The 25951-nt window shown below is 66.2% G+C and carries 28 protein-coding genes; 11 read left to right on the top strand and 17 right to left on the bottom strand.

The genetic code is table 11. The features are described 5' to 3' along the window. Positions 1-83 precede the first annotated feature (83 nt). Together GQY20_RS04645 and GQY20_RS32450 are read right to left on the bottom strand one after the other, a co-directional pair. A complete protein-coding gene (locus tag GQY20_RS04645; RefSeq protein ID WP_269769719.1) occupies positions 84-1637 on the bottom strand; it encodes a Y-family DNA polymerase in 1554 nt (517 codons plus the stop codon). Then, a complete protein-coding gene (locus GQY20_RS32450) occupies positions 1525-2313 on the bottom strand; it encodes an ImuA family protein (protein ID WP_232475883.1) in 789 nt (262 codons plus the stop codon). Before GQY20_RS32450 ends, GQY20_RS04645 begins: the two co-directional genes overlap by 113 nt. Before the next feature lie 255 nt (positions 2314-2568). Here GQY20_RS32450 and GQY20_RS04640 point away from each other — a divergent pair, with 255 nt between their 5' ends. Continuing rightward, on the top strand, positions 2569-2949 hold the full coding sequence (locus tag GQY20_RS04640) for a hypothetical protein (protein ID WP_157215825.1): 381 nt from the start codon (positions 2569-2571) through the stop codon (positions 2947-2949). Between the two features lie 84 nt (positions 2950-3033). Further along, positions 3034-3279: a hypothetical protein gene (locus tag GQY20_RS04635; protein WP_157215824.1), complete on the top strand. Its 246-nt coding sequence runs from the start codon at positions 3034-3036 to the stop codon at positions 3277-3279. A 15-nt stretch (positions 3280-3294) separates the two neighbouring features. Here the strand turns inward: GQY20_RS04635 and GQY20_RS04630 are convergent, their stop codons facing one another. Together GQY20_RS04630 and yghU are read right to left on the bottom strand one after the other, a co-directional pair. Next, positions 3295-4146: an SDR family oxidoreductase gene (locus GQY20_RS04630; RefSeq protein WP_157215823.1), complete on the bottom strand. Its 852-nt coding sequence runs from the start codon at positions 4144-4146 to the stop codon at positions 3295-3297. A 174-nt stretch (positions 4147-4320) separates the two neighbouring features. Further along, a complete protein-coding gene (gene yghU / locus GQY20_RS04625) occupies positions 4321-5199 on the bottom strand; it encodes a glutathione-dependent disulfide-bond oxidoreductase (protein ID WP_157215822.1) in 879 nt (292 codons plus the stop codon). 209 nt (positions 5200-5408) lie between these two features. Between yghU and GQY20_RS04620 the strand changes: the two genes are divergently transcribed. Beyond that, the gene (locus tag GQY20_RS04620) at positions 5409-5645 is read left to right on the top strand and encodes a hypothetical protein (RefSeq protein ID WP_157215821.1); all 237 of its coding nucleotides are present in this window, start codon (positions 5409-5411) and stop codon (positions 5643-5645) included. An 11-nt stretch (positions 5646-5656) separates the two neighbouring features. Here the strand turns inward: GQY20_RS04620 and GQY20_RS04615 are convergent, their stop codons facing one another. Next, the gene (locus GQY20_RS04615) at positions 5657-6781 is read right to left on the bottom strand and encodes an oxidoreductase (RefSeq protein ID WP_157215820.1); all 1125 of its coding nucleotides are present in this window, start codon (positions 6779-6781) and stop codon (positions 5657-5659) included. Between the two features lie 184 nt (positions 6782-6965). On the opposite strand from GQY20_RS04615, the gene GQY20_RS04610 reads away from it, so the two are divergent. The 3 genes from GQY20_RS04610 to GQY20_RS04600 all read left to right on the top strand — a co-directional run bounded on the left by GQY20_RS04610 (position 6966) and on the right by GQY20_RS04600 (position 9732). Beyond that, complete coding sequence (locus GQY20_RS04610; RefSeq protein WP_198350829.1) at positions 6966-7820, top strand: hypothetical protein; 855 nt, start codon at positions 6966-6968, stop codon at positions 7818-7820. A 150-nt stretch (positions 7821-7970) separates the two neighbouring features. Next, positions 7971-9260, top strand: a complete 1290-nt coding sequence (locus GQY20_RS04605; RefSeq protein WP_157215819.1) for a Y-family DNA polymerase — start codon at positions 7971-7973, stop codon at positions 9258-9260. Positions 9261-9357: 97 nt separating this feature from the next. Then, positions 9358-9732 carry a hypothetical protein gene (locus tag GQY20_RS04600; RefSeq protein WP_232475882.1) on the top strand — a complete coding sequence of 125 codons (375 nt, stop codon included), beginning with the start codon at positions 9358-9360 and terminating at the stop codon, positions 9730-9732. 106 nt (positions 9733-9838) lie between these two features. On the opposite strand, the gene GQY20_RS04595 is transcribed toward GQY20_RS04600, so the two are convergent. Beyond that, a complete protein-coding gene (locus GQY20_RS04595) occupies positions 9839-10297 on the bottom strand; it encodes a VOC family protein (RefSeq protein WP_157215817.1) in 459 nt (152 codons plus the stop codon). 95 nt (positions 10298-10392) lie between these two features. Here GQY20_RS04595 and purL point away from each other — a divergent pair, with 95 nt between their 5' ends. Next, complete coding sequence (gene purL, locus GQY20_RS04590) at positions 10393-12615, top strand: phosphoribosylformylglycinamidine synthase subunit PurL (RefSeq protein ID WP_157215816.1); 2223 nt, start codon at positions 10393-10395, stop codon at positions 12613-12615. Between the two features lie 197 nt (positions 12616-12812). Here purL and GQY20_RS04585 read toward each other — a convergent pair whose 3' ends face one another. Then, positions 12813-13538 (bottom strand): hemerythrin domain-containing protein, encoded by a 726-nt coding sequence (locus tag GQY20_RS04585; RefSeq protein ID WP_232475881.1) that lies wholly within the window; start codon positions 13536-13538, stop codon positions 12813-12815. A 147-nt stretch (positions 13539-13685) separates the two neighbouring features. Here GQY20_RS04585 and GQY20_RS04580 point away from each other — a divergent pair, with 147 nt between their 5' ends. The 3 genes from GQY20_RS04580 (at position 13686) to bfr (ending at position 15657) form a co-directional block, all read left to right on the top strand. Further along, complete coding sequence (locus tag GQY20_RS04580) at positions 13686-14867, top strand: DUF418 domain-containing protein (RefSeq protein WP_157215815.1); 1182 nt, start codon at positions 13686-13688, stop codon at positions 14865-14867. A 41-nt stretch (positions 14868-14908) separates the two neighbouring features. Further along, positions 14909-15079, top strand: a complete 171-nt coding sequence (locus GQY20_RS04575; protein ID WP_157215814.1) for a (2Fe-2S)-binding protein — start codon at positions 14909-14911, stop codon at positions 15077-15079. 98 nt (positions 15080-15177) lie between these two features. Then, positions 15178-15657, top strand: a complete 480-nt coding sequence (bfr, locus tag GQY20_RS04570) for a bacterioferritin (RefSeq protein ID WP_157215813.1) — start codon at positions 15178-15180, stop codon at positions 15655-15657. Positions 15658-15848: 191 nt separating this feature from the next. Here bfr and GQY20_RS04565 read toward each other — a convergent pair whose 3' ends face one another. From GQY20_RS04565 to GQY20_RS04520, 10 genes are all read right to left on the bottom strand, one after another. Beyond that, positions 15849-16061: a sulfurtransferase TusA family protein gene (locus GQY20_RS04565; RefSeq protein ID WP_157215812.1), complete on the bottom strand. Its 213-nt coding sequence runs from the start codon at positions 16059-16061 to the stop codon at positions 15849-15851. After that, entirely contained in the window at positions 16061-17413 is a 1353-nt protein-coding gene (der, locus tag GQY20_RS04560; RefSeq protein WP_157215811.1) for a ribosome biogenesis GTPase Der, read from the bottom strand. Before der ends, GQY20_RS04565 begins: the two co-directional genes overlap by 1 nt. A gap of 90 nt (positions 17414-17503) precedes the next feature. Further along, positions 17504-18835 carry an outer membrane protein assembly factor BamB family protein gene (locus GQY20_RS04555; protein WP_157215810.1) on the bottom strand — a complete coding sequence of 444 codons (1332 nt, stop codon included), beginning with the start codon at positions 18833-18835 and terminating at the stop codon, positions 17504-17506. Positions 18836-18840: 5 nt separating this feature from the next. After that, a complete protein-coding gene (locus GQY20_RS04550; RefSeq protein ID WP_157215809.1) occupies positions 18841-19542 on the bottom strand; it encodes a tetratricopeptide repeat protein in 702 nt (233 codons plus the stop codon). A gap of 63 nt (positions 19543-19605) precedes the next feature. Next, positions 19606-20466 carry a 3-methyl-2-oxobutanoate hydroxymethyltransferase gene (gene panB / locus GQY20_RS04545; protein WP_157215808.1) on the bottom strand — a complete coding sequence of 287 codons (861 nt, stop codon included), beginning with the start codon at positions 20464-20466 and terminating at the stop codon, positions 19606-19608. Positions 20467-20591: 125 nt separating this feature from the next. Further along, on the bottom strand, positions 20592-20975 hold the full coding sequence (locus GQY20_RS04540; protein ID WP_157215807.1) for a RidA family protein: 384 nt from the start codon (positions 20973-20975) through the stop codon (positions 20592-20594). A 4-nt stretch (positions 20976-20979) separates the two neighbouring features. Beyond that, positions 20980-22161, bottom strand: a complete 1182-nt coding sequence (purT, locus tag GQY20_RS04535; RefSeq protein WP_157215806.1) for a formate-dependent phosphoribosylglycinamide formyltransferase — start codon at positions 22159-22161, stop codon at positions 20980-20982. After that, positions 22158-22505, bottom strand: a complete 348-nt coding sequence (locus GQY20_RS04530; protein WP_157215805.1) for an ArsC family reductase — start codon at positions 22503-22505, stop codon at positions 22158-22160. The genes purT and GQY20_RS04530 overlap by 4 nt, the downstream gene beginning before the upstream one ends. A gap of 86 nt (positions 22506-22591) precedes the next feature. Further along, positions 22592-23026, bottom strand: coding sequence for a hypothetical protein (locus GQY20_RS04525; RefSeq protein WP_157215804.1), 435 nt, complete (start codon positions 23024-23026; stop codon positions 22592-22594). A gap of 80 nt (positions 23027-23106) precedes the next feature. Next, positions 23107-24144 carry a rod shape-determining protein gene (locus GQY20_RS04520; RefSeq protein ID WP_157215803.1) on the bottom strand — a complete coding sequence of 346 codons (1038 nt, stop codon included), beginning with the start codon at positions 24142-24144 and terminating at the stop codon, positions 23107-23109. A gap of 316 nt (positions 24145-24460) precedes the next feature. Between GQY20_RS04520 and GQY20_RS04515 the strand changes: the two genes are divergently transcribed. Beyond that, positions 24461-25939 carry a L,D-transpeptidase family protein gene (locus GQY20_RS04515; RefSeq protein ID WP_232475879.1) on the top strand — a complete coding sequence of 493 codons (1479 nt, stop codon included), beginning with the start codon at positions 24461-24463 and terminating at the stop codon, positions 25937-25939. The last annotated feature ends 12 nt before the right edge of the window (positions 25940-25951 follow it).

Genomic DNA, 25951 nt, shown 5'->3' with positions numbered 1-25951 from the left:
CGTGTCGTCGATTGGGAGTGGCCGCCCCTCCACCATGCTTCGCATGGTCCCCCTCCCCCTGCGGGGGGGAGGATGAAGATGCCTCACGCGAACAAGCCATGCACATACCAGCCCGGCCGCGACTGCTCCTTGCCATAAAGCCCGTTGCGGAAGATCCAGAAGCGCCGCCCTGCGCTGTCCTCCACCCGATAATAGTCGCGCGTCAAACCGCTGCGATCGTGCCGCCGCCACCATTCCGGCGCGATCCGCTCCGGTCCTTCGCAGCGTATCACCTCATGATGATCGCGTCGCCAGCGGAAGCGGTGCGGCGGGCCGTCCGGCACGTCGGCGATCACGTCGATCGGCTGGGGCGGATCGAACAGATGGAGCGGGCGGAGCGGCGGCTCGCCGGGCTCGGGCTTGTCCCATTCGGCCCGCTCGGCATCCACTGCGGACAGCGCCAGCACGCCCTGCTCTGGCAGATGCGTGTCGCGCGGGGCAAAGCGGCGCAGGCGCCCCCGGCCCAGCCGCGTGCTCAGCCGGTCGACCAGCGCGGCCATCGCATCGTCGCTGATCGCGCCACCCTCGAGCTGGAGCTGGGTGGGTGCCAGCCGCTCGATCCGCGGCACGGCGAGGCGGATCATGTCGAAGCCGAAGCCGGGATCGATCGGATCGGCAAGCGCGTCGATCCGTTCGCGGAACAGCCGCTCGATCGCGGCAGGATCGCGCACCGGCAGGCTGGTTTCCACCATCAGATCGCTGAGCGCACCGTCGCTGCGATAGAGGCGCGCGGCAAAACGGCGGCCGCCGCCATGCCGTTCCTCCAGCACCACCGCCGCCTCCCCGGCCAGATCGGCGATCACGCGCAGCGCATCCTCGGTGCGGCCGATCGGCTCGGCGAAGCGGCGCTCGCAATAAAGAGCGGGCGCAGGGCGGCGCGGCTTCAACCGGCTGTCGGCACGGCCGAGCAGTCGATCGAGCGCCGCCGTCGCCTCTTCGCCGAAGCGCGCCGCGATCGGCCCTGTCGGTCGCGCGGCCAGATCGCCGATCGTCTTGAGCCCGGCGCGGCGCAGCGCCACCTCCGCCCCCTCCTCCAGCTGCAGCGCTGCGATCGGCAGCCGCCGGATCGCCATCGCCTCGTCGGCCGAGGGCGCGGACTGGAAGCGGGCGAGCGCCTGTGCCGCCTGCGGCGTATCGGCAAGGGCGTGGCGGAGGGTGAGGCCCAGCCCTTCCAGCCGCCGCTCGACATCCGCTGCCATGCCACCCTCGCCGCCGAACAGATGCGCGGCGCCGGTGATATCGAGCGTGATGCCCTCCGGCGAATCGATCGCGACCAGCGGCGTGTAGCGATCGGCAAAGTCGGCGATCCGTTCGAGCAGGCGATCGTCGGCCAGCGGATCATGATCCACCGCGGCGAGATCGGGCACCTGCGCGCGCGCATCGGCCAGCATCATGCCGGGCATCAGCCCGAGCGAGAGCGCGCGGCGATCAAGCGCGACGATGCGCATCGCGCCGCGCTGCTTCTCGACGAAAGCGACAGGAATGTCAGCCGGTGCGGCGCCATCCCGTGCCAGCCGGTCCGCCGGCAGCAGGGGAAACCAGAGCGCCAGGAAGCGCCGTTTCGTCGCATCCGGATTCGTGGAAAGAGGCTCGATCACGGTTCCACTCCACCTGCCAGCGCTGGCCGCCCGGCCCGCCACGCTGGCGCAACAGCTCCACATCCAGCGCCGGATGACCCGGCGCACCGGCCTCCAGCGCCTTCGAGACGACCGATCGCACCGCCCAGCGCGTCTGTGCCGCGCTCGGCACGGGATCGGCCGCGACGCGCAGCAACAAGGCGGTGACGCCCGATGCCTCCGCCGCCACCGACAGGCGCCGGCTGGCGGTGAGATCGAGCGGTCGCGGACTGCGCCACAGCTCGATCACCGCCACGCCCACCTCCGGGCAGCGCACCACCTCCGCCGCCGCCCGCAGCAGCGCCAGCGGATCGGGCAGCACACCAAGCAGCAGCCGGCCGGGATCGATGCCGATCTCGCCCAGCCCCGGCGCGAAGAGGCCGCCGCCCTGCGCCTCCGCCTCGTCCGTGCGCAGCCAGACCAGCGCCCCGCCCAGCCGCACCGCCAGCATCGCGGCGAAACCCGCGGCGCTGCTCGCATCGCCGGCCTCGCTCGCAAAAACCTCATGCAGACGCCCACGCACCAACCCGCCGCCGAGCTGCCGGTCGATCGCATCATGACCGGTCGCCACCAGGCTCGCCGCTTCCGCTGGCGTCCGGTGCTCGATCCGGGCTATGCTGCGCCGGAGCGCGGCAAGCTGCTCCATCGACTCGCCCATATTAATTGTTCCTGTTTTGTTCTATACCCTGCCAAGGGGCAGGGGAGTCAAGACGGGGATGTCGATGGGCGGATTGCTGATGAGCTATTGGCAGGTGCAACGCACACGGCTGATGTCTGCCGAAAGGGAGACTCGCTTATCCATTGGCAGGGCTTCGACGTTCGTCGTACCGTCCGCCAGGATTTCGACGGTCCAATCGAGCTGGCCTTCTGCCGGCATGGCCGACCGGTTCGACACTTCCATCGGAACGATCTCATGTACTGGGAACTCGCCGAGCATGCGCCAGCGATGGATCTGGACGGCGACGGCCGGCCGGAACTCATCACATGGTTCCGAAGCGGCGGCGCACATTGCTGCAGCACCGCCATGATATTTCGTCGTTCCGGAACGCGCGTCGAGGCGACGCGGCTCGAGACGCTCGACGCCGGACGGGGCATTTTCGTAAGATTGAAGGGTTATTCCCGCCCGGTAATGCGGACCAGTGACTATAGCTCAGCCTATCTTTTCTCCAGTTTCGCGTCGACCGTGCACATGCCCTATGCGGTGGAGATCGGCCCGCATGGCTTCCAGCTCGCAGCCCGGGTGATGCAAGCCGATCGCGCCGGCATAGGGCCGTCGGGCTGGCCGTCCTTCTAGCGGCGACCGGACGATGGCGACTCCATAAGCCAACTCGGATCCGACGCGTCGGCCGACGCTCGCACCACCGAATTGCGCCGCGCCGTGGCCAAGGCCGCAACCCGGCCGGCGGCAGAGGCTCCGCTCACCTCCGGCGCGCTGCCGATCCGGATCGAACGGCACATCAAGCTTCATTGCTATTATGACGCGCGCTGCGACACCGCCGTCCTCGTCCGTCGGATCGAGGGCCGGCATCCCGGCGCGCTCAAAGAATTCCTGGCCAAGCTGACGCCGGCACTGGCGGAATCGAACGTCTATCGCCTGCGCCGCAAACCCTCCGGCTGGCATTGAATATCGGATCGCAGCTCACCCACCCGCGATCAGCCCCGCCACCATTTCGGCCAGCGTCGCGGTCGGCCGGCCGATCAGGGCGGAGAGTTGCCGTCCCTCGTCGAACAGCGCATCGGCGGCGATTGGCACCTCCCATCCCGCGATCATCTGCGCGACGGCCGGCGGCAGGCCAGCCCCTTCCAGCGCGGCGGCATAATCGGCGACCGGCAGGTCGCGATAGGGAATGTCGCGCCCCGTCTGGCGCCCGATCTCCCTTGCCAGTTCGGCGAGGGTGAAGGCCTCGTCTCCGGCCAGCTCATAGACGCGCCCGTCTTCGCCTTCGGCGGTCAGCACGGCGACCGCCGCATCGGCATAATCCCGCCGCGCCGCGGCACTGATCCGGCCCGCACCGGCGCTGCCGATCAGCGTACCCGTGGCCAGCGCCCCGGCAACGGCGCCCGCATAATTCTCCCCATACCAGCCGTTGCGCAGGATCACGTGCGGGATGCCGGTCGCGGCGATCGCCGCCTCGGTATGGCGATGATCGGCGCCGAGGCCGATCGCCGAGACGTCGGCATGGAGCAGGCTGGTATAGACGATCCGTCCCACCCCGGCCGTCTGCGCCGCCGCGATCAGCGCGTCATGCTGCGGCAGGCGCCGGCCGACATCGTTCGAGGAGATGAAGAGCAGGCTTTCGACGCCGGCCAATGCGGGCGCCAGCGTCTCGGGCCGGTCATAATCGGCCAGACGCGCTGGCACGCCGAGATCGCCCGCACGACCAGGATCGCGCGCAAGGGCGACGATCTGCGCGGCAGGCGCACGCGCACCGAGCCCCGCGACGACGAGGCGGCCGAGCTGGCCGGTGGCACCGGCAATAGCAATCGTCATGACGAATCCTTTCTCCTGCCCCCTCCTCTTCCGAGAGAAGAGGAGGGCATTGCATCGTCAATGGGAGCGGGTGAGGGCATCGTGACAGGGCCAGGATACGCAGATCCACATGCCCTCCCTTCCCACCGCTTCGCGGCGAACCTCGCCCTTTCCCGGAGGGGAGAGGGAAAATGCTCAGTCGGCGGCTTGCAGCTTGTCCTGCGTCTTCGTCTCGAAATCGCTGGCTTCGTGCCGCTCGTGGAGTTGACTCGACAGTTCGCCCATCACGCGGTTGACCATGCGGCCGCGTTGCACCGCGGGGCGCTCGGCTATCGCGTCGGTCCAGCGCTGGACATGCTTATACTCGTCGACCTGCAGGAAGGTGCCGCTATCCTCGTAGAGCAGCCCTTTGGCGAGCGCGCCGTACCAGGGCCACACCGCCATGTCGGCGATGCTGTACTCCGCGCCGCCCAGATAGGGGCTCTCGGCCAACCGCCGGTCGAGCACGTCGAGCTGGCGCTTCACCTCCATGGTGAAGCGATCGATGGCATATTCGATCTTGCTCGGCGCATAGGCATAGAAGTGGCCGAAACCGCCGCCGAGATAGGGCGCGCTGCCCATCTGCCAGAACAGCCAGGAAAAGACTTCCGCGCGCTTCGCCGGATCAGCCGGCAGGAAGGCGCCGAATTTCTCGGCGAGGTAAAGGAGGATCGCGCCGGATTCGAACACGCGCACCGGCTCCGGCCCGCTGCGATCCATCAGCGCGGGAATCTTGGAATTGGGATTGACGGCGACGAAGCCGCTGCCGAACTGGTCGCCTTCGTTGATGCGGATCAGCCAGGCATCATATTCGGCGCCCGCATGGCCGAGCGCCAGCAACTCCTCCAGCAGCACCGTCACCTTCACGCCGTTCGGCGTAGCCAGCGAATAAAGCTGCAACGGATGGCGGCCGACGGGCAGATCCTTGTCGTGCGTGGGGCCGGCGATAGGGCGGTTGATATTGGCGAAGCGGCCGCCGTTGGATTTGTTCCAGGTCCAGACCTTGGGGGGTGTGTAGGAAGCGGTATCGGTCATCGATGGCTCCGGCTCTGCGAGATGAGGCGGGGCTTAGTTAGTGGTTGGATCGCGCACATGCCACCATGCCCTCTGCAAGAAAGGCAGGCTGTGGCCAATTGCGATCTATTTGCATATATAATGCGGACAATTTCCGCAGTGCGGCGAACCCGCACGCGCTTCGCGCGTTGGACGGGTAATGTGTTTTTACGGGGCGGGATCGGGAAAGAATGAGCCTGGGGGCGATCCTCAAGCGCATGTCCATCATGTTGAAGACGGCCGCGATCATCCTGTTCGCGTTGAGCGCCGCCGATCTCGTGCATGATCATGTGCGCCCGCAGCAACCGAATCACGTCGTGATCGGGCCGCTCGGCCTCGTCGGCGTGCAGGGCGGTCACGCACCGCTGACTGCGCATCTCCCCAGCCTGTTCGGACGACCCGGCTTGTTCCTGCGCGCTGGCCGATAGCAACGACTTCCTCAGTTGAGGCCCATCAGCACTTCGGGACGATAGGGCTGCAGCGTCTCATGCGCGCCGGCCGCCACCTTGGCTGCCCAGGCGGGATCGCCGAGGATCGAGCGGCCGAGCGCGATCAGATCGAATTCTCCCTTCACGATCCGATCGCGCACCTCGTCCAGATGCGCGATCGAGGCTTCGGCGACCGTCGCATAGACACCATCCTGGCCATATTCCTTCGCCGTCTTGGCGAGGCCGATGCCTCCGCCAGCGATGGTCGGCCGTCCGCCGAGCTTTTTCACCCAGCCGGCGAGGTTCATCGTGCTGCCCTCGAACTCGGGCCGCCAGAACCGGCGCAGCGAACAGTCGAACAAGTCCACCCCGGCCTCGATCAGCGGCGCGATCAGCTCCTCCAGCGCCTGCGGCGAATCGGCGAGCCTCGCCGCATAATCGGTCATCTTGAACTGGGAGAAGCGAAAGCTGATCGGGTAGATCGGGCCTACCGCGGCACGGCAGGCCGCCACCACCTCGGCTGCGAAACGCGCACGATCGCGGCCATAATCGTCCTTGCGGCGATTGGTGCGCGCCCACAGGAACTGATCGATCAGGAAGCCGTGCGCGCCGTGGATCTCGATCCCGTCGAAACCGATCCGCTTGGCGTCCGCCGCCGCACGCGCGAAGGCGGCGACCACCGCCTCTATGTCGGCCAGCGTCATCGGCTCGCCCTCGATCCGCTCGGGACCCGCCTCGAGCCCGAGCTGCGCGGCCGGCATCCACACCGCCGACGGCCCGATGCCCGGCCAGGGCGGCGCGACGGGCGCCAGGCCCTGCAGCCCGGCATGGGCGAGCTGCGGCATGATCCGCCCGCCCGCGGCGTGCACGGCTTCCACCGCGCGCCGCCATTCCTCCAGCGCGTCGCCATGGAAATGGGGCTCATTCTCGTCGAATGCCGCGGCAGGATGATCGATCGAGGTCGCGCCCGATACGATCAGTCCCGCGCCGCCCTCCGCACGCCGGGCGAAATAGCCGGCATAGCCGGGATCCGGCATGCCGCCGGGCGCCTTGCCCTGCCCCATCGGCGCCATGACGATGCGATTGGGCAGATGCAGGAGCCCGATCGAAAAGGGAGAAAAAAGCGGATCAGCCATGGCTCGCGTCATGCGTCCCCCGACCGGGCTTTTCCAGCGCATAGCGTCAATGCCGGGGCCCATCTTTCCTGATCCGGTCAAGAAATCACATCATTCGGCCAATTTTGTCCGCTAATCCGTTCACGAACCGGTTATACGGACCAGGAAAGGCGGAACGGCAGGAAGCCGCCCCGGGAGAATGACGATGGCACAGGACATCCCTTATCTGCTGCGCGGCATCACGCAGCTCACCACCGAAAGCAGCACGCTGATCAGCTCGTCCAAATATCTCAACAATCCCGCGCTGCGCGATTGGCTGAGCCAGGAGCTCCTGCGCCGTAACGGCAAGGACCTGCCGGTGCCGTCGGGCGCGTTCCGCCTGTCCGGCATCATCAAGGACATGCAGGATTTCGACGCGATCAGCGCCATGCTGGAGGAAGAACGCAAGCGCCTGCCGCAGCTCGACCAGTTCCTGTCCGAAGGCTTCGTCTCCACCTACACGCGCGACGATCTCAAAGCCTATCCGCCCGAATCCGTCGCCGGCATCTTCTACAAGATCATGACAGAGGGCGATTATCAGGTCGACATCGTGCCCCCTTGGGAGCCGAAGAACAATTACGAACTCTACCTGCTCCGCTCCGGCCAGGTGCATGACATGGAGCATATCATCACCGGCGGCCCGTTCGATTCGCCCGGCGAGGTGGTGACCGCCTTCGCGCGGCTCGAAAACGTCCACAAATTCTTCAGCCCCGAGCTCGCCTCGGAGCTGACGGTGATGGGCTTTTTCGGGGCATTCCGTTTCCTCACCCGCACCGTCCTCCACTATCCCGAGGTTTGGCACGACATGTTCGGCGCGATGGAGCGCGGCCGGCGCGTCGGCAAGGCCTCCGACCTGTTCGTCCTCGCCCGCTACGAGGATGTCTTCCATCTGACCCCCGCTGAGGCGCGCAAGGTGCTCGGGGTCCGGGAGGTGGACGACACCGTCGACACGACGCGTGCTCACCGCATCTGGAACGAACTGCCGGTGGACGACGAGGCCCAGGCAGAGGCGGCGGAATAAAGGTATAGCTCTGTAACTTCCGCTCGGTCCGAGCGTAGACGAGGCAGATTTCTCGGCTTCACTCGAAGGAGGTCCTCGACTTCGCTCGGACCGAACGGCTTATCGACGCACCATTTGTTCCCTCTTCGTTCGCCATGCTATCCTCCCCGCATGGACCCTGAGTCGCTCCGTCCGCTGCGCTGGCTGTTTCTCGATCTGAACAGCTATTTCGCGAGCGTGGAGCAGCAGTTGAATCCAGCCTTGCGCGGGCGGCCGATCATCGTCGCGCCGGTACATAGCGATACCACCGTCGCCATCGCCGCTTCCTACGAGGCGAAAGCGTTCGCAATCGGCACGGGCACGCCGGTATGGGAAGCGAAGCAGCGCTGCCGCGACCTGATCGTCGTCGATGCGCAGCACCACCGCTATGTCGAGTTCCACCACGCGATCCTCGACGAAATCTGGAAGCACATCCCGGTCACGCGCGTCTGCTCGATCGACGAGGTCGCCTGTCGCCTGCTCGACAATGAGAATGAACCCGATCAGGCCCGTGCGCTGGCGCTGCGAATCAAGCGCGGCATCGCCGAGAATGTCGGCATCTGCCTCACCTCATCGATCGGCATCGCGCCCAACCGGCTGCTCGCCAAGCTCGCCAGCGACATGCAGAAGCCCGACGGGCTCGTCATCCTAACCGCCGCGGAGCTGCCGCAGCGGCTGTTCGATCAGCCGCTGCGCGCCATCGCCGGCATCGGCGCGAAGATGGAGCGGCGCCTCGCCCGCCGGGGCATACTCGACATAGAGGGCTATTGCGCCCGCCGGCCGCGCGATGCCGGCGAGGCCTGGGGCGGCATCAATGGCGACCGGCTATGGTATCTGCTTCACGGCTATGAGCTGCCCGACAAGCCGACCCAGCATCGCACCATCGGCCACAGCCATGTCCTTTCTCCGAAGCAGCGCGGGCCCGAGGGCGCGCGGTTGACCGCGCGGCGGCTGGCGATGAAGGCGGCGAGCCGGCTGCGCCGCGAAGGCTATTCGACTCGTCTGATGGTGCTCCACGCCCGTTTCGAGGCCGACAAGACGAACTGGCGGACCGCGGTGAAGCTCGCCGCCACGCAGGACAGTTTCGCGGTGCTCCGCGCGCTGGAGGAGGCATGGCCCAGGCTCGTCGTTGCTGCATGTGCGAAGAATGGCGGCTTCCGGTTGCGCATGGTGGGCATCACGCTCGCCAACATCGCGCCGCTGGAGGCCGAGCAGGGCACTCTCTTCGCCCATCTCGACCCCGACACGCCGCTCGCTCGCGAGGCCAGGCGGCTATCGCTCAGCAAGGCGATGGATCGAATCAACGGCCGCTTCGGGCGCAACGCAGTGACGCTCGGCCCGCTGACCGGCGGCCGGCTCGACCGGGTCGGATCGAAAATCGCGTTCGGACGCATACCCGAGATGGCGGAATTCCACGAATGACGCCGTTCATGTCCGTTTCATCGAGAAACCAGCATCGTCTGACTTGACTGCGTAACCTTCCGACGCGAAAGCTTTTGTTGCTATGCAAAAACCCCTGATGCTGCTTCAAGCCGCCGCTTGCGCTGGAATGCTTTTCCTCGCCGCCTGCAATTCCCAGCCCGAGACGATCACGTCCGGCCCAGCCGACGACATGGCCGGCGCGGACAATGCTGCCGGCGCGCCGGTGAAGCTGCCGCCGATGATGACCGCCAGCAAAACCTATCGCTGCGACGACAACAGCCTCGTCTACATCGATTTCTTCAATGACAACGTCACTGCCCATGTTCGCAAGGACAAGTCGGGCACGCCCACCGTGCTGACCGCGCCGGAGAAGGACAAGCCGTTCGTCGCCGACGGCTATACGCTGACCGGTACCGGCGACAACGTGAAGCTGGCCATGCCCGGCAAGAAGGAACAGACCTGCAAGGCCTGATCTCCTGGTCCCCCTTCCAACCCTTCGGGCCGGCGGATAGCTATCCGCCGGCCTTTTTCATTGGCATTTGCGCAGGCGGTGAACCGTCACGGCGACGGGGGCGGCCCTAAGCGCCCGTCATCTCGTCCAGCCGCCGCTGCATCTCCTCCTCGGAGACGTCTTCGACATGGGTGGCGAGTGTCCATTTATGGCCGAACGGATCGATCAGCGTGCCCGAACGATCACCGTAAAACTGATCGGCGACCGGCATCATCGCCTTGCCGCCGGCGGCAACCGCACGATCGAACGCCGAATCGACATCGGGCACATAGACCATCAGCGCGGCCGTGGCGCCGCCCCGGCTCTTCGGACCGAGCACATCGCGCTCGGGAAACTCGTCCGACAGCATGATGTGCGAATTGCCGATCAGCATCTCGGCATGGCCGATCCTGTCGCCCATCGGCATGCGGAATTTTTCGATCGCTCCGAACGCGCTGGCATAGAAATCCAGCGCCGCCGCGGCATCGTCGACGGTAAGGTAGGGCGTCACGCTGTGATAGCCCCCGGGCGAATTTTGCACGCTCATCCGAATCCTCCTGACCGCAGGGAACCGAATGACGCGAGTTTATCCGATGCGTTCCCCCTTCGACAAATGCCGAACGATCGCTTAGACGCGCGCGCATGTCAGACCATCCGATCACGCCGCAGGTCGTCGCCGAGCACGGCCTCTCCCCCGAGGAATATGAGCGCGTGCTGCACGCGATGGGCCGCGAGCCCAATCTCACCGAGCTCGGCATCTTCTCTGTCATGTGGTCCGAGCATTGCTCCTACAAGAGCTCGCGCATCCATCTGAAGAAGCTGCCGACCACCGGGCCGGTGGTGATCTGCGGCCCCGGCGAGAATGCCGGCGTCGTCGACATCGGCGATGGACAGGCCGCCATCTTCAAGATGGAGAGCCACAACCACCCGAGCTATATCGAGCCCTATCAGGGCGCGGCGACCGGTGTCGGCGGCATATTGCGCGACGTGTTCACCATGGGCGCGCGGCCGGTGGCGAATCTCAACGCGTTGCGCTTCGGCCGGCCGGACCATCCCAAGATGCGCCACCTGATCGCGGGCGTCGTCCACGGCATCGGCGGCTATGGCAATTGCGTCGGCGTACCGACCGTCGGCGGCGAGGTGAATTTCCACGCCGCCTATGACGGCAACATCCTGGTCAATGCGATGACCGTGGGCGTCGCCGAGACCGACAAGATCTTTTATTCGGCGGCCTCGGGCGTCGGCAATCCGATCGTCTATGTCGGCTCCAAGACGGGCCGCGACGGCATCCACGGCGCCACCATGGCCTCGGCCGACTTCACCGAGGAGAGCGAGGAGAAGCGCCCGACCGTGCAGGTGGGCGATCCCTTCACCGAGAAGCTGTTGATCGAGGCGTGCCTGGAGCTGATGGCCTCCGACGCGATCGTCGCGATCCAGGACATGGGCGCGGCCGGGCTCACCTCCTCCTCGGTCGAGATGGCGTCCAAGGGCGGTGTCGGAATCGAGCTCGACATGAACGCCGTGCCCTGCCGCGAGACCGGCATGACGCCCTATGAGATGATGCTCTCCGAATCGCAGGAGCGCATGCTGATGGTGCTGAAGCCCGGCCGCGAGGCCGAGGCCGAGGCGATCTTCCGCAAATGGGAGCTGGATTTCGCGGTGATCGGTCACGTCACCGACACCGGCCATATGGTGCTCAAGTTCAATGGCGAGACGGTGTGCGACATCCCGCTCGCGCCGCTGGCCGACGATGCACCCTGCTACGATCGCCCCTGGGTGCGCACCGCGCCGCCCGCGCCCGCCGGCAACATCGTCCCCAGCGACGACATCGCCGCCGATCTCGTCACCTTGATGGGATCGCCGGATGTCGCCAGCCGCCGCTGGATCTGGGAGCAATATGACCACATGGTCGGCGCCGACACGGTGCAGCGGCCCGGCGGCGACGCCGCAGTGGTGCGCGTCCACGGCACGCGGAAGGGCTTGGCGGTCACCACCGACTGCACGCCGCGCTATTGCTATGCCGATCCGTTCGAAGGCGGCAAGCAGGCGATCGCCGAGACCTGGCGCAACCTGACCGCCGTCGGCGCGACGCCGCTGGCGGCCACCGACTGCATGAACTTCGGCAATCCGCAGCGGCCCGAGATCATGGGCCAGTTCGTCGGCTGCATCGAGGGCATGGCGGAGGCCTGCAGCGCGCTCGGCTACCCGATCGTCAGCGGCAATGTCAGCCTCTACAACGAGACCAAGAATGACGACGGCAGCGGCAGCGCCATCCTGCCGACCCCCGCGATCGGCGGCGTCGGCCTGCTCGCCGATTATGAGAAGAGCGCGACGATCGCGTTCAAGGCACCGGGCGAGAGCGTGTTCATCGTCGGCCACAGCTATCGCCATCTCGGGCAGTCGCTGTGGCTGCGCGAGGTCCGCGGTCTGGACGGCAGGGATGCCGGCCCGCCGCCGCCCGTCGATCTCGCCGCCGAGAAGGCCAATGGCGATTTCGTCCGTGCGCTGATCCAGGACGGCATCGCGACCGCGGTGCACGATATCGCCGATGGCGGTGCCGCTGTCGCCCTCGCCGAAATGGCGTTGGCCGGCCGCATCGGCGCCGAGATCGTCGCCGTGGCGGAAGCCGGCGACCCGACCGCCCTCCTTTTCGGAGAGGACCAGGCGCGCTACATCGTCACCACCACCGATCCCGCTGCGCTCGCCGCCCGCGCAGAGGCGGCGGGCGTGAGTGCGATAGCGATCGGTGCGACGGGCGGCGATGCGTTGCGCTTCGATCTCAAGGCTACCGGCCAGATCGCCGCCGTAGCGCTGGACGATCTGCGGACCGCGCACGAGGCCTTTTTCCCGCGGCTGATGGGATAAAAGGGGCGCCGGTCACCATTTCCAGTCTGCGCTGAGCCTGGAAGGCTGCCTCTTTTCTCCCCTCCAGCCCTGGAGAGAGGAAAATGCTTGTCTGCGCCGGCGGGTTATCTCGCAGGCGATGGCAACAGCGGTGGCAGGCACCGGCGCGGCTCGGCGGCCAGTGCCCCAACCCTTACCGGCAGGCGCAGCTGTTTCGACTACGCGATCTTGAAGCCTTCCCGATTCGCCGCCCGCGTCACAGCGAGATTCTTCTCCTCGCCTAGCGAGGCATGAAGCGCCGGGAAGATCTCCTCTTCCTCCTCACGGACATGGCTTTCCAGCTCACTGCGGAATTTCGCTACCAGCGGCAGGAAGTCCGGCGAATCCTTGGCCATGCCGTCGAGATCGTAGAGATGCTGCTTCACATAGCCATGTTCGTGGTTGAGCTTGTCGGCATCCCCCGCCTGGCCAGCATCGCGCAGCGCGGGATAGACCACATTCTCCTCGGTGAAGGCATGCTTGGCGAGCGCGTGCTTGAGCTGCACGAGCAGCACGGAGCGACGCATCGTCTGACTGTCCGCAGTCGCCTGGATCGCATCGAAGATAGCCAGCGTCGCCTTATGCTCGCCTTTCAGCGCCTCGAACCAGTCGCCCGCGAGCGCGCTCGGCGCCTGCACGGCCGCCTTGCGGCCCAGATTGGCCACGAGACCGGCCGCGAGGCCGGCCGCTGCGACACCGATCATGGATACCGTGCCAAGTCCGCCCTGCGCCTTGCGCGTCGGGCGTTTGGCAGTGCTACGCTTACGCGGCGCCGAGCTCGCTGCAGACCTAGGTTCCGCCTGCTTGGCAGCGGCCGCGGGCTTGCGTGTCGCCCGCGTGCGGCTGCGGGGGCCGGTGTCACCGGTCGGGCTGTCTGACGTCGAATCCTGCGCTTTGCTCGCCATGCTGCGCTCCTGTAACCGTGCCTGGAGATGTGGACGATTAAACCCTCGGCAGACAGCGGAGTTCCCGGCCCTATCGCGACGGCAGACGGCGACCGCCTGGAAACCATAGATGCGATTCGCGGCTTTGCGGTCTGCGGCATCCTGATCATGAACATCCTCGCGCTGGCAATGCCGGCCTATGCGACCGTGGATCCGCATTATTTCGGCGGCGCGACGGGCCTGGACCTGTTCGCCTGGGCTGCCGCCTATGTGCTGGCCGACGGCAAGATGCGCGCCCTTTTCACCATTTTGTTCGGCGCCTCCATGGCGATCATCGCCGACCGTGCCGAAGATCGTGAACCCGGCCCCGCCGCGATCCATTACCGGCGCATGGGCTGGCTGTTCGTCATCGGCATGATCCACGCCTGGCTCTTCTGGTATGGTGACATATTGGTGGAATATGCGATCGGCGGTGCCTTCGCTTTCATTGCCTGGCGCTGGCCGAAGAGCGCGCTGCTCTATGCGGTGCTGGTGCTGCTGGCGGCATCGCTGGCGCAAGATCTGATGAGCTGGCACGATCTCGCGGCGCTGAAGGCCGCCGCGACCGCGCCGGGCGCCGGAGCCGTGGTGCGGGCCGACTGGGGGCAGGTGCTCGCCTTCGCGACGCCGGATTCGGTCAAGCTGGCGCACGAAATCGCCGCTTATCGCGGCAGCTTCGCCGACGTGTTCGCCATCCGCGCGCCGATGACGATGTATTTCCAATCCGAGCTGCTGCCCGCAGCCATCAGCGACACGCTGGGCTTCATGCTGTTCGGGCTGCTGCTCTATCGCAGCGGTTTCCTGTCCGGGGCAGCGCCGGCGTGGCTGTACTGCCTGCTGCTCGCCGGCGGCGGGGTTGCCGTCCTGCTCTACCTGCCGGTGGTGCGGCTGATCCTGGCGCATGATTTCGATCCTGCTTTCCTGCCGCTCGCCGATGCGGCGAGCCTGCTGCTGCGCCCCTGGCTCGCCATCGCCTATGCCAGCGGCCTCATCCTCCTCGTGCAGTCCGGCCGGATGCGCTGGCTGGTGACGCGCCTCGCCGCGGCAGGACGCATGGCGCTATCCAACTATCTGGGCACCACGCTGATCGCGACGACCTTGTTCTACGGCTATGGCTTCGGCCTTTACGGCGCGCTCGGACGGGCCCAGCTTTACCTCGTCGTACTCGCAATCTGGGGATTGATCCTCCTCTGGAGCCGTCCCTGGCTGGATCGCTTCGCCTATGGCCCGCTGGAATGGGCGTGGCGATCGCTGGTCCGCTTGCATCCGCAACCCATGCGACGAACCGTGCAAATGAATATTGCGAATTAATCTCAGTAGCCATATCAAGGCGCTACAGGAGAGAGAATCGCATGGTCGTCTGCATCTGTAACGCGATCAAGGAAAAGGACGTTCGGGCCGCCGCACGAAGTGGCGCGGACAGCCCCTGCACTGCTTATGCTGCGCTCGGGCGGCGTGCGCGCTGCGGCCAATGCGTACCATTCGCACGGCAGATCATTGCGGAAGAGCGTGCGATTGCCTAGCAATAACTGGCTGATTTCCGCCATTTTCTGAGCAAAGCCGTTTTGCTTTCGAGCTCTTTTTAGTCTATCCGGACGATCACAACCGCCGGAGAAAGACGATGAAGGGTGACGCCAAGGTCATCGAATATCTGAACGAGGTCCTCAAGAACGAGTTGACCGCGATCAATCAGTATTTTCTTCACTATCGCATGCTTGAACATTGGGGCGTCGAGCGTCTCGCCAAGTTCGAGTATAAAGAATCAATCGACGAGATGAAGCATGCCGATGCGCTCGCCGAGCGCATCCTCTTCCTCGACGGCCTGCCCAATTTCCAGCTGCTCGGTCGCCTCAAGATCGGCGAGAGCGTGGAAGAGGTGCTGAAGGCTGATCTCGCGCTGGAAAATGAGGCGATCCCTCTGCTGCGCGACGGCATCGCCCATTGCGAGACGGTCCGCGACTATATCAGCCGCGATCTTCTGAAGCGCATCCTCGACAGCGAGGAAGAGCATGTCGATACGCTGGAGCGCCAGTTCGACATGATCCGCCAGATGGGCATCGAAAACTATATCCAGCTCAATTCGAAGCCGGCGGAAGAATAGAGGTAATTGGCTCCCTTCAAGGAATCGTCTGCGAAAGGCCGGTAGCCTCGAAATGCGTCATCCCGGCGACAGCCGGGATCGACGACAGCGGGCTTCTTGCGAGCCATGCCCGCTTTCGCTGGCATGGCGATGATTCATGCGACGATCCCGAACGGATCCCGACCTTCGTCTGGACGCGGCAGGCACACCTGTCAGATCTTGACGATCACCCAGTCGAGGCCGTCCACCACCTCGGTCCTGTCCACGGTCCACCCCCGCTCCGCGACCAGCGCCGACACTTCGCCCGGCGCGGCCGGATCGTCCGCCAGCAGGCGTACCGCCTCGCCCTGCGCAACGGATCGCATCGCCCGCGCCAGCCGTATCACCGGCCAGGGGCAACGCATGCCGCGGGTATCGACCAGCATCACCGGCCGTAGGGATTTTTCGGCGCGCGCAGGGTAAGCCGCACGGGCACGGCGCCGAAGCCGAGCTCGCGCCTTATGCCGTTCACCAGATAGCGCCGATAGCTTTCGGGAAGCTGGTCCACACGGGTACCGAACAGGACGAAGCCGGGCGGGCGCGTCTTGGCCTGGGTAAGATAGCGCAGCTTGATCCGCTTGCCACCCGGCGCAGGCGGCGGATTCTTTTCCACCGCCGCCTCGAACCAGCGGTTGAGCTGGCCGGTGGAGACGCGCCGCGACCACGCCTCGCGGGTTTCGAACGCCACCTGCAACAGCTGGTCGATGCCCTTGCCGGTCGCCGCCGAAACGGTCAGCAGCGGCAAACCCTTGACCTGCGCCAGCCCCTCGTCAAGCGCGCCGCGCACGCCCTGGAACAGCGAGGAAGCATTTTCCGCCACGTCCCACTTGTTGAGCGCGATGATCAGCGCGCGGCCTTCCTGTAGCACCCGGTCGGCAATGCGCAGATCCTGCGCCTCCAGCCCCTTGGTCGCATCGAGCAGCAGCACGACCACTTCGGCGAAATCCACCGCGTGCAGTGCGTCGGCGACGGACAGCTTCTCCAGCTTGTCCTCCACCTTCGCCTTCTTGCGCAGCCCGGCCGTGTCGATCAGGCGTACCGCGCGGCCCTGCCACTGCCAATCGACGGCGATCGAATCGCGCGTGATGCCGGCCTCCGGGCCAGTGATCATGCGATCCTCACCCAGCATCCGGTTGACGAGGGTCGACTTGCCCGCGTTCGGCCGGCCGACGATGGCGAGCTTCAGCGGCGCGTCGGCCGCTTCCTCCTCATCCCCCTGCTCCTCGTCCGTATCCTCGCGATCGATATGAGGCAGCAGCGCCTCGAAGAGGTCCGCTATGCCCTCGCCATGTTCGGCACTCAGAGGCACCGGATCACCGAAGCCGAAGCCGAATGCCTCATAGAGGCCGGCATCGCCCGCGCGACCTTCGGCCTTGTTGGCAACCAGCACGACCGGCGTATCCTCGCTACGCAGCCAGCGAGCGATCTCCTCGTCCAGCGGCACGACCCCGGCACGCGAATCGATCAGGAACAGCGCGACATCCGCCTCACGCACCGCCGCCTGGGTCTGCGCACGCATGCGGCCAGGCAGCGTCTGGGGATCGTCTTCCTCGAAACCGGCCGTGTCGATCACGCGGAAATCGACACCGAGCAGCGTGGCATCCCCCTCTCGCCGATCGCGCGTAACCCCGGGACGATCGTCGACCAGGGCCAGACGCTTGCCGACGAGACGGTTGAACAGCGTCGATTTGCCGACATTAGGTCGGCCGACGATCGCGACGAGTGGAAGGCGGGACATTGCGCCCCCTAACCTATCGATGCGGAAACCGCCACTCCCCCCACCTTCGTCCTCCCCGACACCGCTGCGGAGAGGATGAGGGTAAAAAGGTCACCGCCAGGCGCTGAGCTTGCCGTCATTGTCGAGGATGAAGAGCGTGTTGCTCGCCACCACTGGGGGCAGATAGATCGGCCCGCCGCCCTTGGTGACCGTGCCGATCGAACCGGTATCGGGCGCCACGTTGACTAGCTGTCCTTCGGAATTGGCGAGGATCAGGCGTCCGCCGGCCAGGATCGGACCCACCCAGGTGACCGGACCCTTCTTGGGCTTGTCGTTCCTCCAGCGCTCGAGCTGCGTGATCCAGCGGATCTTGCCGTTGAGCTTGGAGATGCAGAGCAGCTTGGCTTCGTCGGTGACGACGAACAGCCAGTCGCCGGCCGACCATGGCGTCGAGATGCCGGCAATGTTGAGCTCCCACTGGCGCTGACCGGTCACCATCTCCATCGCGACCATGCGGCCGCCCTGGCCGACGGCGAAGACGCGGCCCTGATCGATCACCGGATCGGCATCGATATCCGCGAGGCTCGAGACCGAGGTCGACATGGAAGTGCGCGACAGCGCATCCTGCCACACGGTGCGCCCATTCTCGTAGCGATAGGCATTGAGCTCGCCCGAGGAGAAGCCGGCGACGACCGTGCCCTGGCCGACCGCCGGGGATGCGCTGCCGAACACGCCGGCCGTCTCGACCGTCGCAGCCTGCGTCCACACGGTTTCGCCGGTCTCGGCGTTGAGCGCAAAGATCTGGTTGTCCTGGCTCACGACATAGACATTGCCGTTCGCGACCGTCGGCGCGCCACGCAATGGTCCCCCCGGACGCTTCTTCCAGAGGATCTTGCCATCCGAGGGATCCATCGCCACGGCATCACCCATGCCATCAGTGGCGAACAGCTTGCCGCTGTCGAACGAGACGCCGCCGCCGAACAGCACTTCCGATTTCTCTTTGCCGTCGTTGAGCGAAACCTTCCAGCGCTCTCCGCCGCCCTGCACCTCATAGGCGTGCACCACGGCCTTGGTGTCGATCACATAGACATTGCCGTTGGCCACGATCGGCGCCGCGGCCAGGCGCGCGCGTTTGCCACCGCCGTCGATGCTGACCGTCCAGGCCCTGGACAGGGCGGAGCCGAGCGCGACATGATCCATCGCATGCTGCGGGTTGCCCCCGGGTTGAGGCCAATCGGCGTTGGCGGCGATCGCCGGCACGGTCACCATGATGCCGGCCAGCGAAGGATCCACCTCCACGTCCGTCTCGCTGCTGAGCACGGGAATCCGCTCGCCGAGCACGGGCGTCTTGGGCTTGTGCCCTCCGCCGCCCTTGAAGATACCGCAACCGCCGAGCGCCACGACGGTGCACAGCGCGGCCGTCGTCAGAATCTTACGCTTCATTCCATTCATTCCTTCGCCGCCGCGCTCGCTTCCTTGACCACGTCCACCCCGAGCATGCTCGCCATCTCAAGGGCCCGCCGCTGAATGCTGTCGGGCACATCCTTATTCTTGGCAATGGCGCCATATAGGGGGCCGGCAAGCTCCGGCTTGTTCATCTTGAGATAGGCGATCGCGACCATTTCGCCGGCGGTTCCGAACCAGGGGTTGCCAGCCTCGGCAAGCGGCTTCAGCCGTTCTACGACCTGAGCAGGCGGAAGCGTGTCGAACTGCGCCATCGTCTCGCGCAACAGCGCGGCATCGCGAGTCGGCTCGCCCAACTTCGTGTCGGCGGCGACGCGCTGATAGGCGGCGACCGCTCCTTTGACGTCATTGCCCTCCAGGGCCATGCCGGCGAGCGTAAGATCGGCGGCAGCACGATATCCGGCGCGTGGCGAGCCGGCGAGCGCCTGCAGCACAGGACGCGCGCGCTCGGGCTTTCGATCGCCGAGATCGTGCAGCGCGCCGCTCAGTTTCTCGCCATCCTGGCCCGCCAGCTGCTGGCTATGATTGTTCCACCACAGATAGCCGGCGAGCGCGGCGAGGCCGAGCGCGACGACCACGATGGCAAGGCGGCCATAGCGCTGCCAAAGGCTGGTCATCTGCGCGCGGCGCAGCTCCTCGTCCACCTCGCGGAAGAAGGCATCGTTATTCTGCGGCGTGACGGCCAAGCAACGTCTCCAAAGTTTCGGCGGCGCGGACCTTAGCGACGAGTCGGGCGGAGCGGAAGCGCCTCAATCCTTCCGCTGATAGGTTTGTTCCGAAGTGGGGAAGGTGCGGGCACGCACCTCGGCCGCATAAGCTGCGGCGGCATCGGATATGCGCGTTGCCAGATCGTCGAAGCGCTTCACGAAGCGCGGAACACGTTCGAACATGCCGAGCATGTCGTCGATCACCAGCACCTGGCCGTCGCATTCGGCCGAGCCGCCGATGCCGATGGTCGGGCAGGCGACGGCCCGGGTGATGTCAATCGCCAGCGGCTCGATCACCCCTTCGACGACGATCGCGAAGGCACCGGCCTCGGCAATGGCGCGGGAATCGCTCAGGATCTTCCCGCGCTCCAACTCGCTGCGCCCGCGCGCGCCATAGCCGCCGAGCGCGTTCACCGCCTGCGGGGTGAGGCCAACATGGCCGACCACGGGAATGCCCCGGGCAGCGAGGAAGGCGACCGTCTCGGCCATTGCCTCGCCGCCCTCCAGCTTGACGCCGGCTGCGCCGGTTTCCTTCATCACACGTGCCGCGCTGGCGAAGGCGGCCTGCGGCGAGGCCTCGTAGCTGCCGAACGGCATGTCGACGATCACCACGCTGTGATAGCTGCCGCGCACCACCGCGGCACCATGCGCGCACATCATGTCGAGGCTCACCGGCACCGACGACGGCAGGCCGTAGATCACCTGGCCGAGGCTGTCGCCGACCAGCAGCAGATCGCAATGCGGATCGAGCAGCTGCGCCATACGGGCCGTATAGGCGGTGAGCATCACCAGCGGCTCGCCGCCCTTGCGCTTCTGGATAGCCGGCACGGTCAACCGCTTCATCGGCGCGGGCGTCGGATTCGCGCGGCTGGTGGACGTGTCGAGCGTATAGGTGGCGGACATTCAGGGATCCTCCTCGGGTATCCGTCATCCCAGCTTTCGCGGGATCTTGTTCAAACTCGTCATTCCGACCTCGCCTGGGAGGCACGTGCCCTTCGGACACGCCGGGATGACGACCAGCTTCTCCTTCAAGACTGGCGTAGTGCCGTCACCTCGATCTCGATCTTCATCTCCGGCTTGATCAGCCCCGCGACGATGCAGGTCGCCGCCGGCCGGATCTCGCCGAACACGGCGCCGAGCGCGGGCGTCGCCTGCTCCCAATAGGCCGGATCGGTGATGATGTAGGTGGCGCGCACCACGTCCTCGAGGGCGAAGCCGGCATCGGCGAGCGCCTTGCCGATCACCCGGAAGGCGTTGGTGGCCTGTTCGGCGACGCTGTCCGGCATCGCTCGTGTCTCCGGATCATAGCCGGTCGTGCCGGCGACGAAGCACCAGTCGCCCTGGACGACGGCGCGGCTGTAACCGGCCTGTTTCTCGAAGGGGGAACCCGAGGAGACGAGCGTGCGTGCCATGGCGTCAGCTTCCATAATCTATGGTGAGGCGCGAGGCGGCCTCGACCGCGGCGGCGCGCGCCTCGTCGGTAGTGCCGCAGGGCGCGAGCGCGAGGGCGACGGCCATGCGGCGCCAGGGCCGCGTCGTCGGCTTGCCGAACACGCGCAGGTCGATCCGGACGCCCGGCGCCGACGGCGTCAGCGCCTCGGCCAGGCCGCCGATGCGGAAGTCGGCGGCGTCGCGATCGGCCAGCACCACGGCGGACGCGGCTGCGCCATATTGGACGATGCCGGGGATCGGCAGGCCGAGGATGGCGCGCGCATGCAGATCGAATTCGGTGAGGTCCTGCGAGATCAGCGTCACCATGCCGGTGTCGTGCGGCCGCGGCGACAGCTCGGAGAAAACCACCTCCTCGCCCTTCACGAAAAATTCGACGCCGAACAGGCCATAGCCGCCGAGATCGTCGACCACCGCCTTCGCCATCGCCTGCGCAGAGCCCAGCGCGGCGGGCGACATCGCCGTCGGCTGCCAGCTCTCGCGATAATCGCCCCGCTCCTGGCGGTGGCCGATCGGATCGCAGAAGACGACGCCCTCACGCGTGCGCACGGTCAACAGGGTGATCTCATAGTCGAAGGCGATGAATTGCTCGACGATCACGCGCTTGCGATCGCCGCGCATGCCGGCAACCGCATAGTCCCAGGCGGCATCGACCGCGTCGGCCGCCCGCACCGTGCTCTGCCCCTTGCCGGACGAGGACATGACCGGCTTCACCACCACCGGCAGGCCGAGATCGGCGACGGCGGCGCGCATCTCCTCCAACGATTCGGCGTAGAGATAGCGCGACGTGTTGAGCCCCAATCTGCTCGCCGCGAGATCGCGGATCGCATCGCGGTTCATCGTCATCATCGTCGCGCGGGCGGATGGGACGACGGAAAAGCCGCGCTCCTCATACTCCTTCAGCACCTCGGTGCGGATCGCCTCCACCTCCGGCACGATGTGATCGGGCCTGTGCTTGTGGATCGCCGCGCCGAGCGCGGTGCCATCCAGCATCGAGAAGACCTCCGCTTCGTCCGCGACCTGCATCGCCGGCGCATCGGCATAGGCGTCGCAGGCGATCACATGGCAGCCGAGCCGCTTGGCGGCGATGACGAACTCGCGCCCCAGCTCGCCCGAGCCGAGCAGCAGGATTTTCGCGGTCGGCGTCATGCGAATGCGGCCTCGTAGCGATCCGCCTTGAAGCCGACGATGCGCCGATCGCCCAGATCCAGCACCGGCCGTTTTATCATCGAGGGTTGCGCGATCATCAGATCGATCGCCTTCGCTTCGTCCAGCCCCTGGCGCTCGGCCTCGGGCAGCTTGCGGAAGGTGGTGCCTGCGCGATTCAGGATCGCTTCCCAGCCATGCTCGGTGCACCATGATGCGAGCGACGCGCGATCGATGCCCGACGCCTTGTAATCATGGAATTCATAGGCGACGCCGTGTCCGGCCAGCCAGTCGCGCGCCTTCTTGATCGTGTCGCAATTCTTGATGCCGTACATCACGGGGGTCATGCGGGTTCCTTGCTCCTATCCGGCGGCATGGCGCATAGCCGCTCCCGCCGCCCCTGCGATAGCCCTGCCATCACGACGAAACAGGTTCAGCGTACCCAGGCCCGCCGGATCGCAAGACCCGAGAACCAGAAGAACAGCACCGCCAGCGCCACGATCAACGCCGGAAAGGGAATCGCAGACGGCCCCACCAGCTTCAGCACTGGCGAGGCGAGGAATACCCAGCCGAACTGCAACACCACCGCAATCAGCGAGACGAGATAGAGCGGGCGCGCCCAGCGTCGCCGCATCAGCAGCCCCAGGCTGCCGAGCAGACCGGCGATCACCGCGACGGCATAGTCCGCCTTCACCCAGCCCGGCATGGACCGCCACGTCTCCTGCTGCGCAGAGGGCAACCTGGCAAAATCGGCGGGGCTCATCGTGAGCTGCGAATAACAGGCGAAGCAACCCATCAGCGACCAGAGCAGCGCCACGACCGCAACGATCCAATACCAAGCGGGCGGCTTCACGATACCGAATGCCATGCGACCTCTCCGACGCTTTTTTTCCGGCTGATCGGGGGGCAACCTGCGTCAATCCGCCCGGATTGGCAATGGAAGGGCCGTCAGGACGCCATCAGCACGCCATCATAGCTCGAATCCTCCAGCGCCTTGCCGGCACCCATCGCGACGCAGATCAGGGCATCGTCGGCAACCTTCACCGGCAGGCCGGTGGCATCCGACACCGCTTCGTCGATCCGGCGGAGCAGCGCGCCGCCACCGGTCAAGGTGATGCCTTCCTCGATGATGTCTGCCGCAAGCTCCGGCGCAGTCTGCTCCAGCGCGGACATGACGGCGCTCTTGATCTGCCCCACCGGCTCGGCCAGCGCGGTCGCGATCTCCGCCCCGGCGATCATGATCTCCGAAGGGCGTCCGGTAACGAGATCGCGGCCTTTGACGATCATCTGCTGATCCTCGCCATTGGGCAGCGTGGCCGCGCCGATGGCGCATTTCACCCGCTCCGCCGTCGCCTCGCCGATGAGCAGATTGTGGACGCGGCGGATATGGGAGCCGATCGCGTCGTCCAGCTTGTCCCCACCGACCCGCACCGAATTGCCGTAGGCGATGCCGCGCAGCGAAAGCACCGCCACCTCGGTCGTGCCGCCGCCGATATCCACCACCATCGCGCCGCGCGGTTCCTTCACCGGCAGGCCCGCGCCAATCGCCGCCGCCATCGGCTCCTCGATCAGCTGCACACGATAGGCGCCGGCATTGGAAGCCGCGTCGCGCAGGGCGCGCCGCTCCACCATCGTCGATCCGGACGGCACACAGATCACCATCTCATGCCGTCGGCCCATCCGGCTGCCGCCCAGCGCCTTGTCGATGAAATGCTTGATCATCTGCTCGGCGACGTGGATGTCCGCGATCACGCCATCGCGCAGCGGCCGCATCGCCTGGATGTTGGCGGGCGTCTTGCCCATCATCAGCTTGGCCTCGTTGCCGACCACCTTTACGCGCCGGATGCCGCCAAGCGTTTCCATCGCAATCACAGAAGGTTCGTTGAGCACGATGCCGCGATCGCGAACATAGATGACGGTATTCACTGTGCCGAGATCGACAGCCATGTCATAGGCAGAAGAATTGAATAGCCGAAGCAGCTTCATAAATTTCCGGAAAACCCGCCGTTTTTTGTCTGTCCGCAGGTCTGGACGCGGCTTTGCTTCGACAGAAGCGTGCTGCGCCAGTCCGCCGGTATGACGCGTTCGATTGAGTAATGTTGTGGGCAAAGGCCGTTTCAGACGGCCCTCCTCCATCCCCACTCCCCATCCTCCCATCTTCGGAGGGGCAAGGAATCTCTCTGTCATGCAATGCCCCCGCCATCGCATGGCATCCCGTCCTCGAGATATTTTACGAAATCGCTTTTGACGAAGCGGGCCGCGGGGCATAGCTGGGGGGAGATCCAGTTGGAGTGTGCTTCCGTTGATCCGAGTTCCGCGCCGCCCGGCGCTTGCCGTGCTCACAGCGCCCGTTCTGCTTGCGGCCGCCCAGCCCCAGGCGGTTCCCACTATCCAGAGCCCGCCGCCACCGCCCTCGGTGGTCGCGCCACCGCCGGTCGTGGCGCCGCCAAGAGCGATGCCGCGCCTTACCGATGCTCAGCTCGGCGAGCTGCGCGCCATTCTCGACACGGCGGATGCCAATGGCATCGCCCCTTCCGACGCGACCAGCGCCGCGCCTACCAGCCAGGATGCGACAACGCTGATCAACGCCGCGCTGGATTATGCCAAGGCGGTGCATCACGGCCGCCTGGCGCCCGAGGAGTTCATGAAGGACTGGGGGCTGCGCCCCGCCGAATATGATCCCTGGCCGGGCTTTCTCGACGCGGTGCAGAAGAATCGACTGACCGCCTGGTTCAACAGCTTGCCGCCGCCCTATGCCGGCTATGACACGCTGAAGAAGGCGCTTGCCCGCTATCGCGAGATCGAGAAGGCGGGCGGCTGGGATACGCTGTCCGAGGGCACCGATCTGGTGCCGGGGGCGAGCGGAGACCGGGTCGCCGCGCTACGCACCCGTCTCGCCATCGAGGATTCGGCGCTGCCCGAGGGGCCGGCCAAATATGATGCCGACGTCACCGCCGCCGTGCAGCGCGCGCAGCGCCGCTACGGGCTGGAGCCGACCGGCAGCGTCGGCAAGGCGACGCTCGCCGCGCTCAACGTACCCGCGCATGACCGCGTCCGCCAGATCGAGGCGAACATGGAACGCTGGCGCTGGCTGCCGGCGGAACTGCCGCAGCATCGCATCCAGGTGAATATCGCCGCGGCCGTGCTCACCGTGTTCGATGCCGACAAGCCCGTGCTGTCGATGCGTGCCGTCACCGGGAGGCCCGGCGACGAGACGCCGATGCTGAGTTCGATGATCCACAGCATCGTCTTCAACCCGCCGTGGAACGTGCCGACCTCGATCGCCAAGCGCGAGCTGTGGCCCAAGGGGGCCGCCTATCTGAAATCGCACGGCTACCGCGTGATCGGATCCGGCCCGACGGCGCGGCTGCAGCAGGCCGCCGGTCCCAAGAGCGCACTCGGCCGGGTGAAGTTCGATTTCGACAATCCCTATGGCGTCTATCTGCACGACACGCCGTCGCAGGGCACGTTCGATCGCTACAGCCGGCTGGCCAGCCATGGCTGCGTGCGGCTGGCCCATCCGGTCGACCTCGCCAAGCTGACCCTGCAAGGCTCGACCGACTGGACGCCGGACGCCGTCGATGCCGCGCTCGCCAAGGGCAGCACCGTGCGTGCGCCGCTGCCCGAGCGGATCGCCGTCTTCCTGTTCTACTGGACGGCTTATGCCAGCGCCGACGGGCGGGTGAGCTTCCTCGCCGATCCCTATAGCTGGGACAGCGCACTTGCCGACCGGCTCAAGACCAGCGCCGACCGGGCCAAGCAGCAGATGGCCGCACGATGAGGAGAGAAAGCA

The sequence above is a fragment of the Flavisphingomonas formosensis genome (genome assembly GCF_009755815.1).
GTDB lineage: Bacteria > Pseudomonadota > Alphaproteobacteria > Sphingomonadales > Sphingomonadaceae > Flavisphingomonas > Flavisphingomonas formosensis.
Note: the sequence above shows the minus strand (reverse complement) of the source record. Positions and strands in the feature narration are given on the sequence as shown.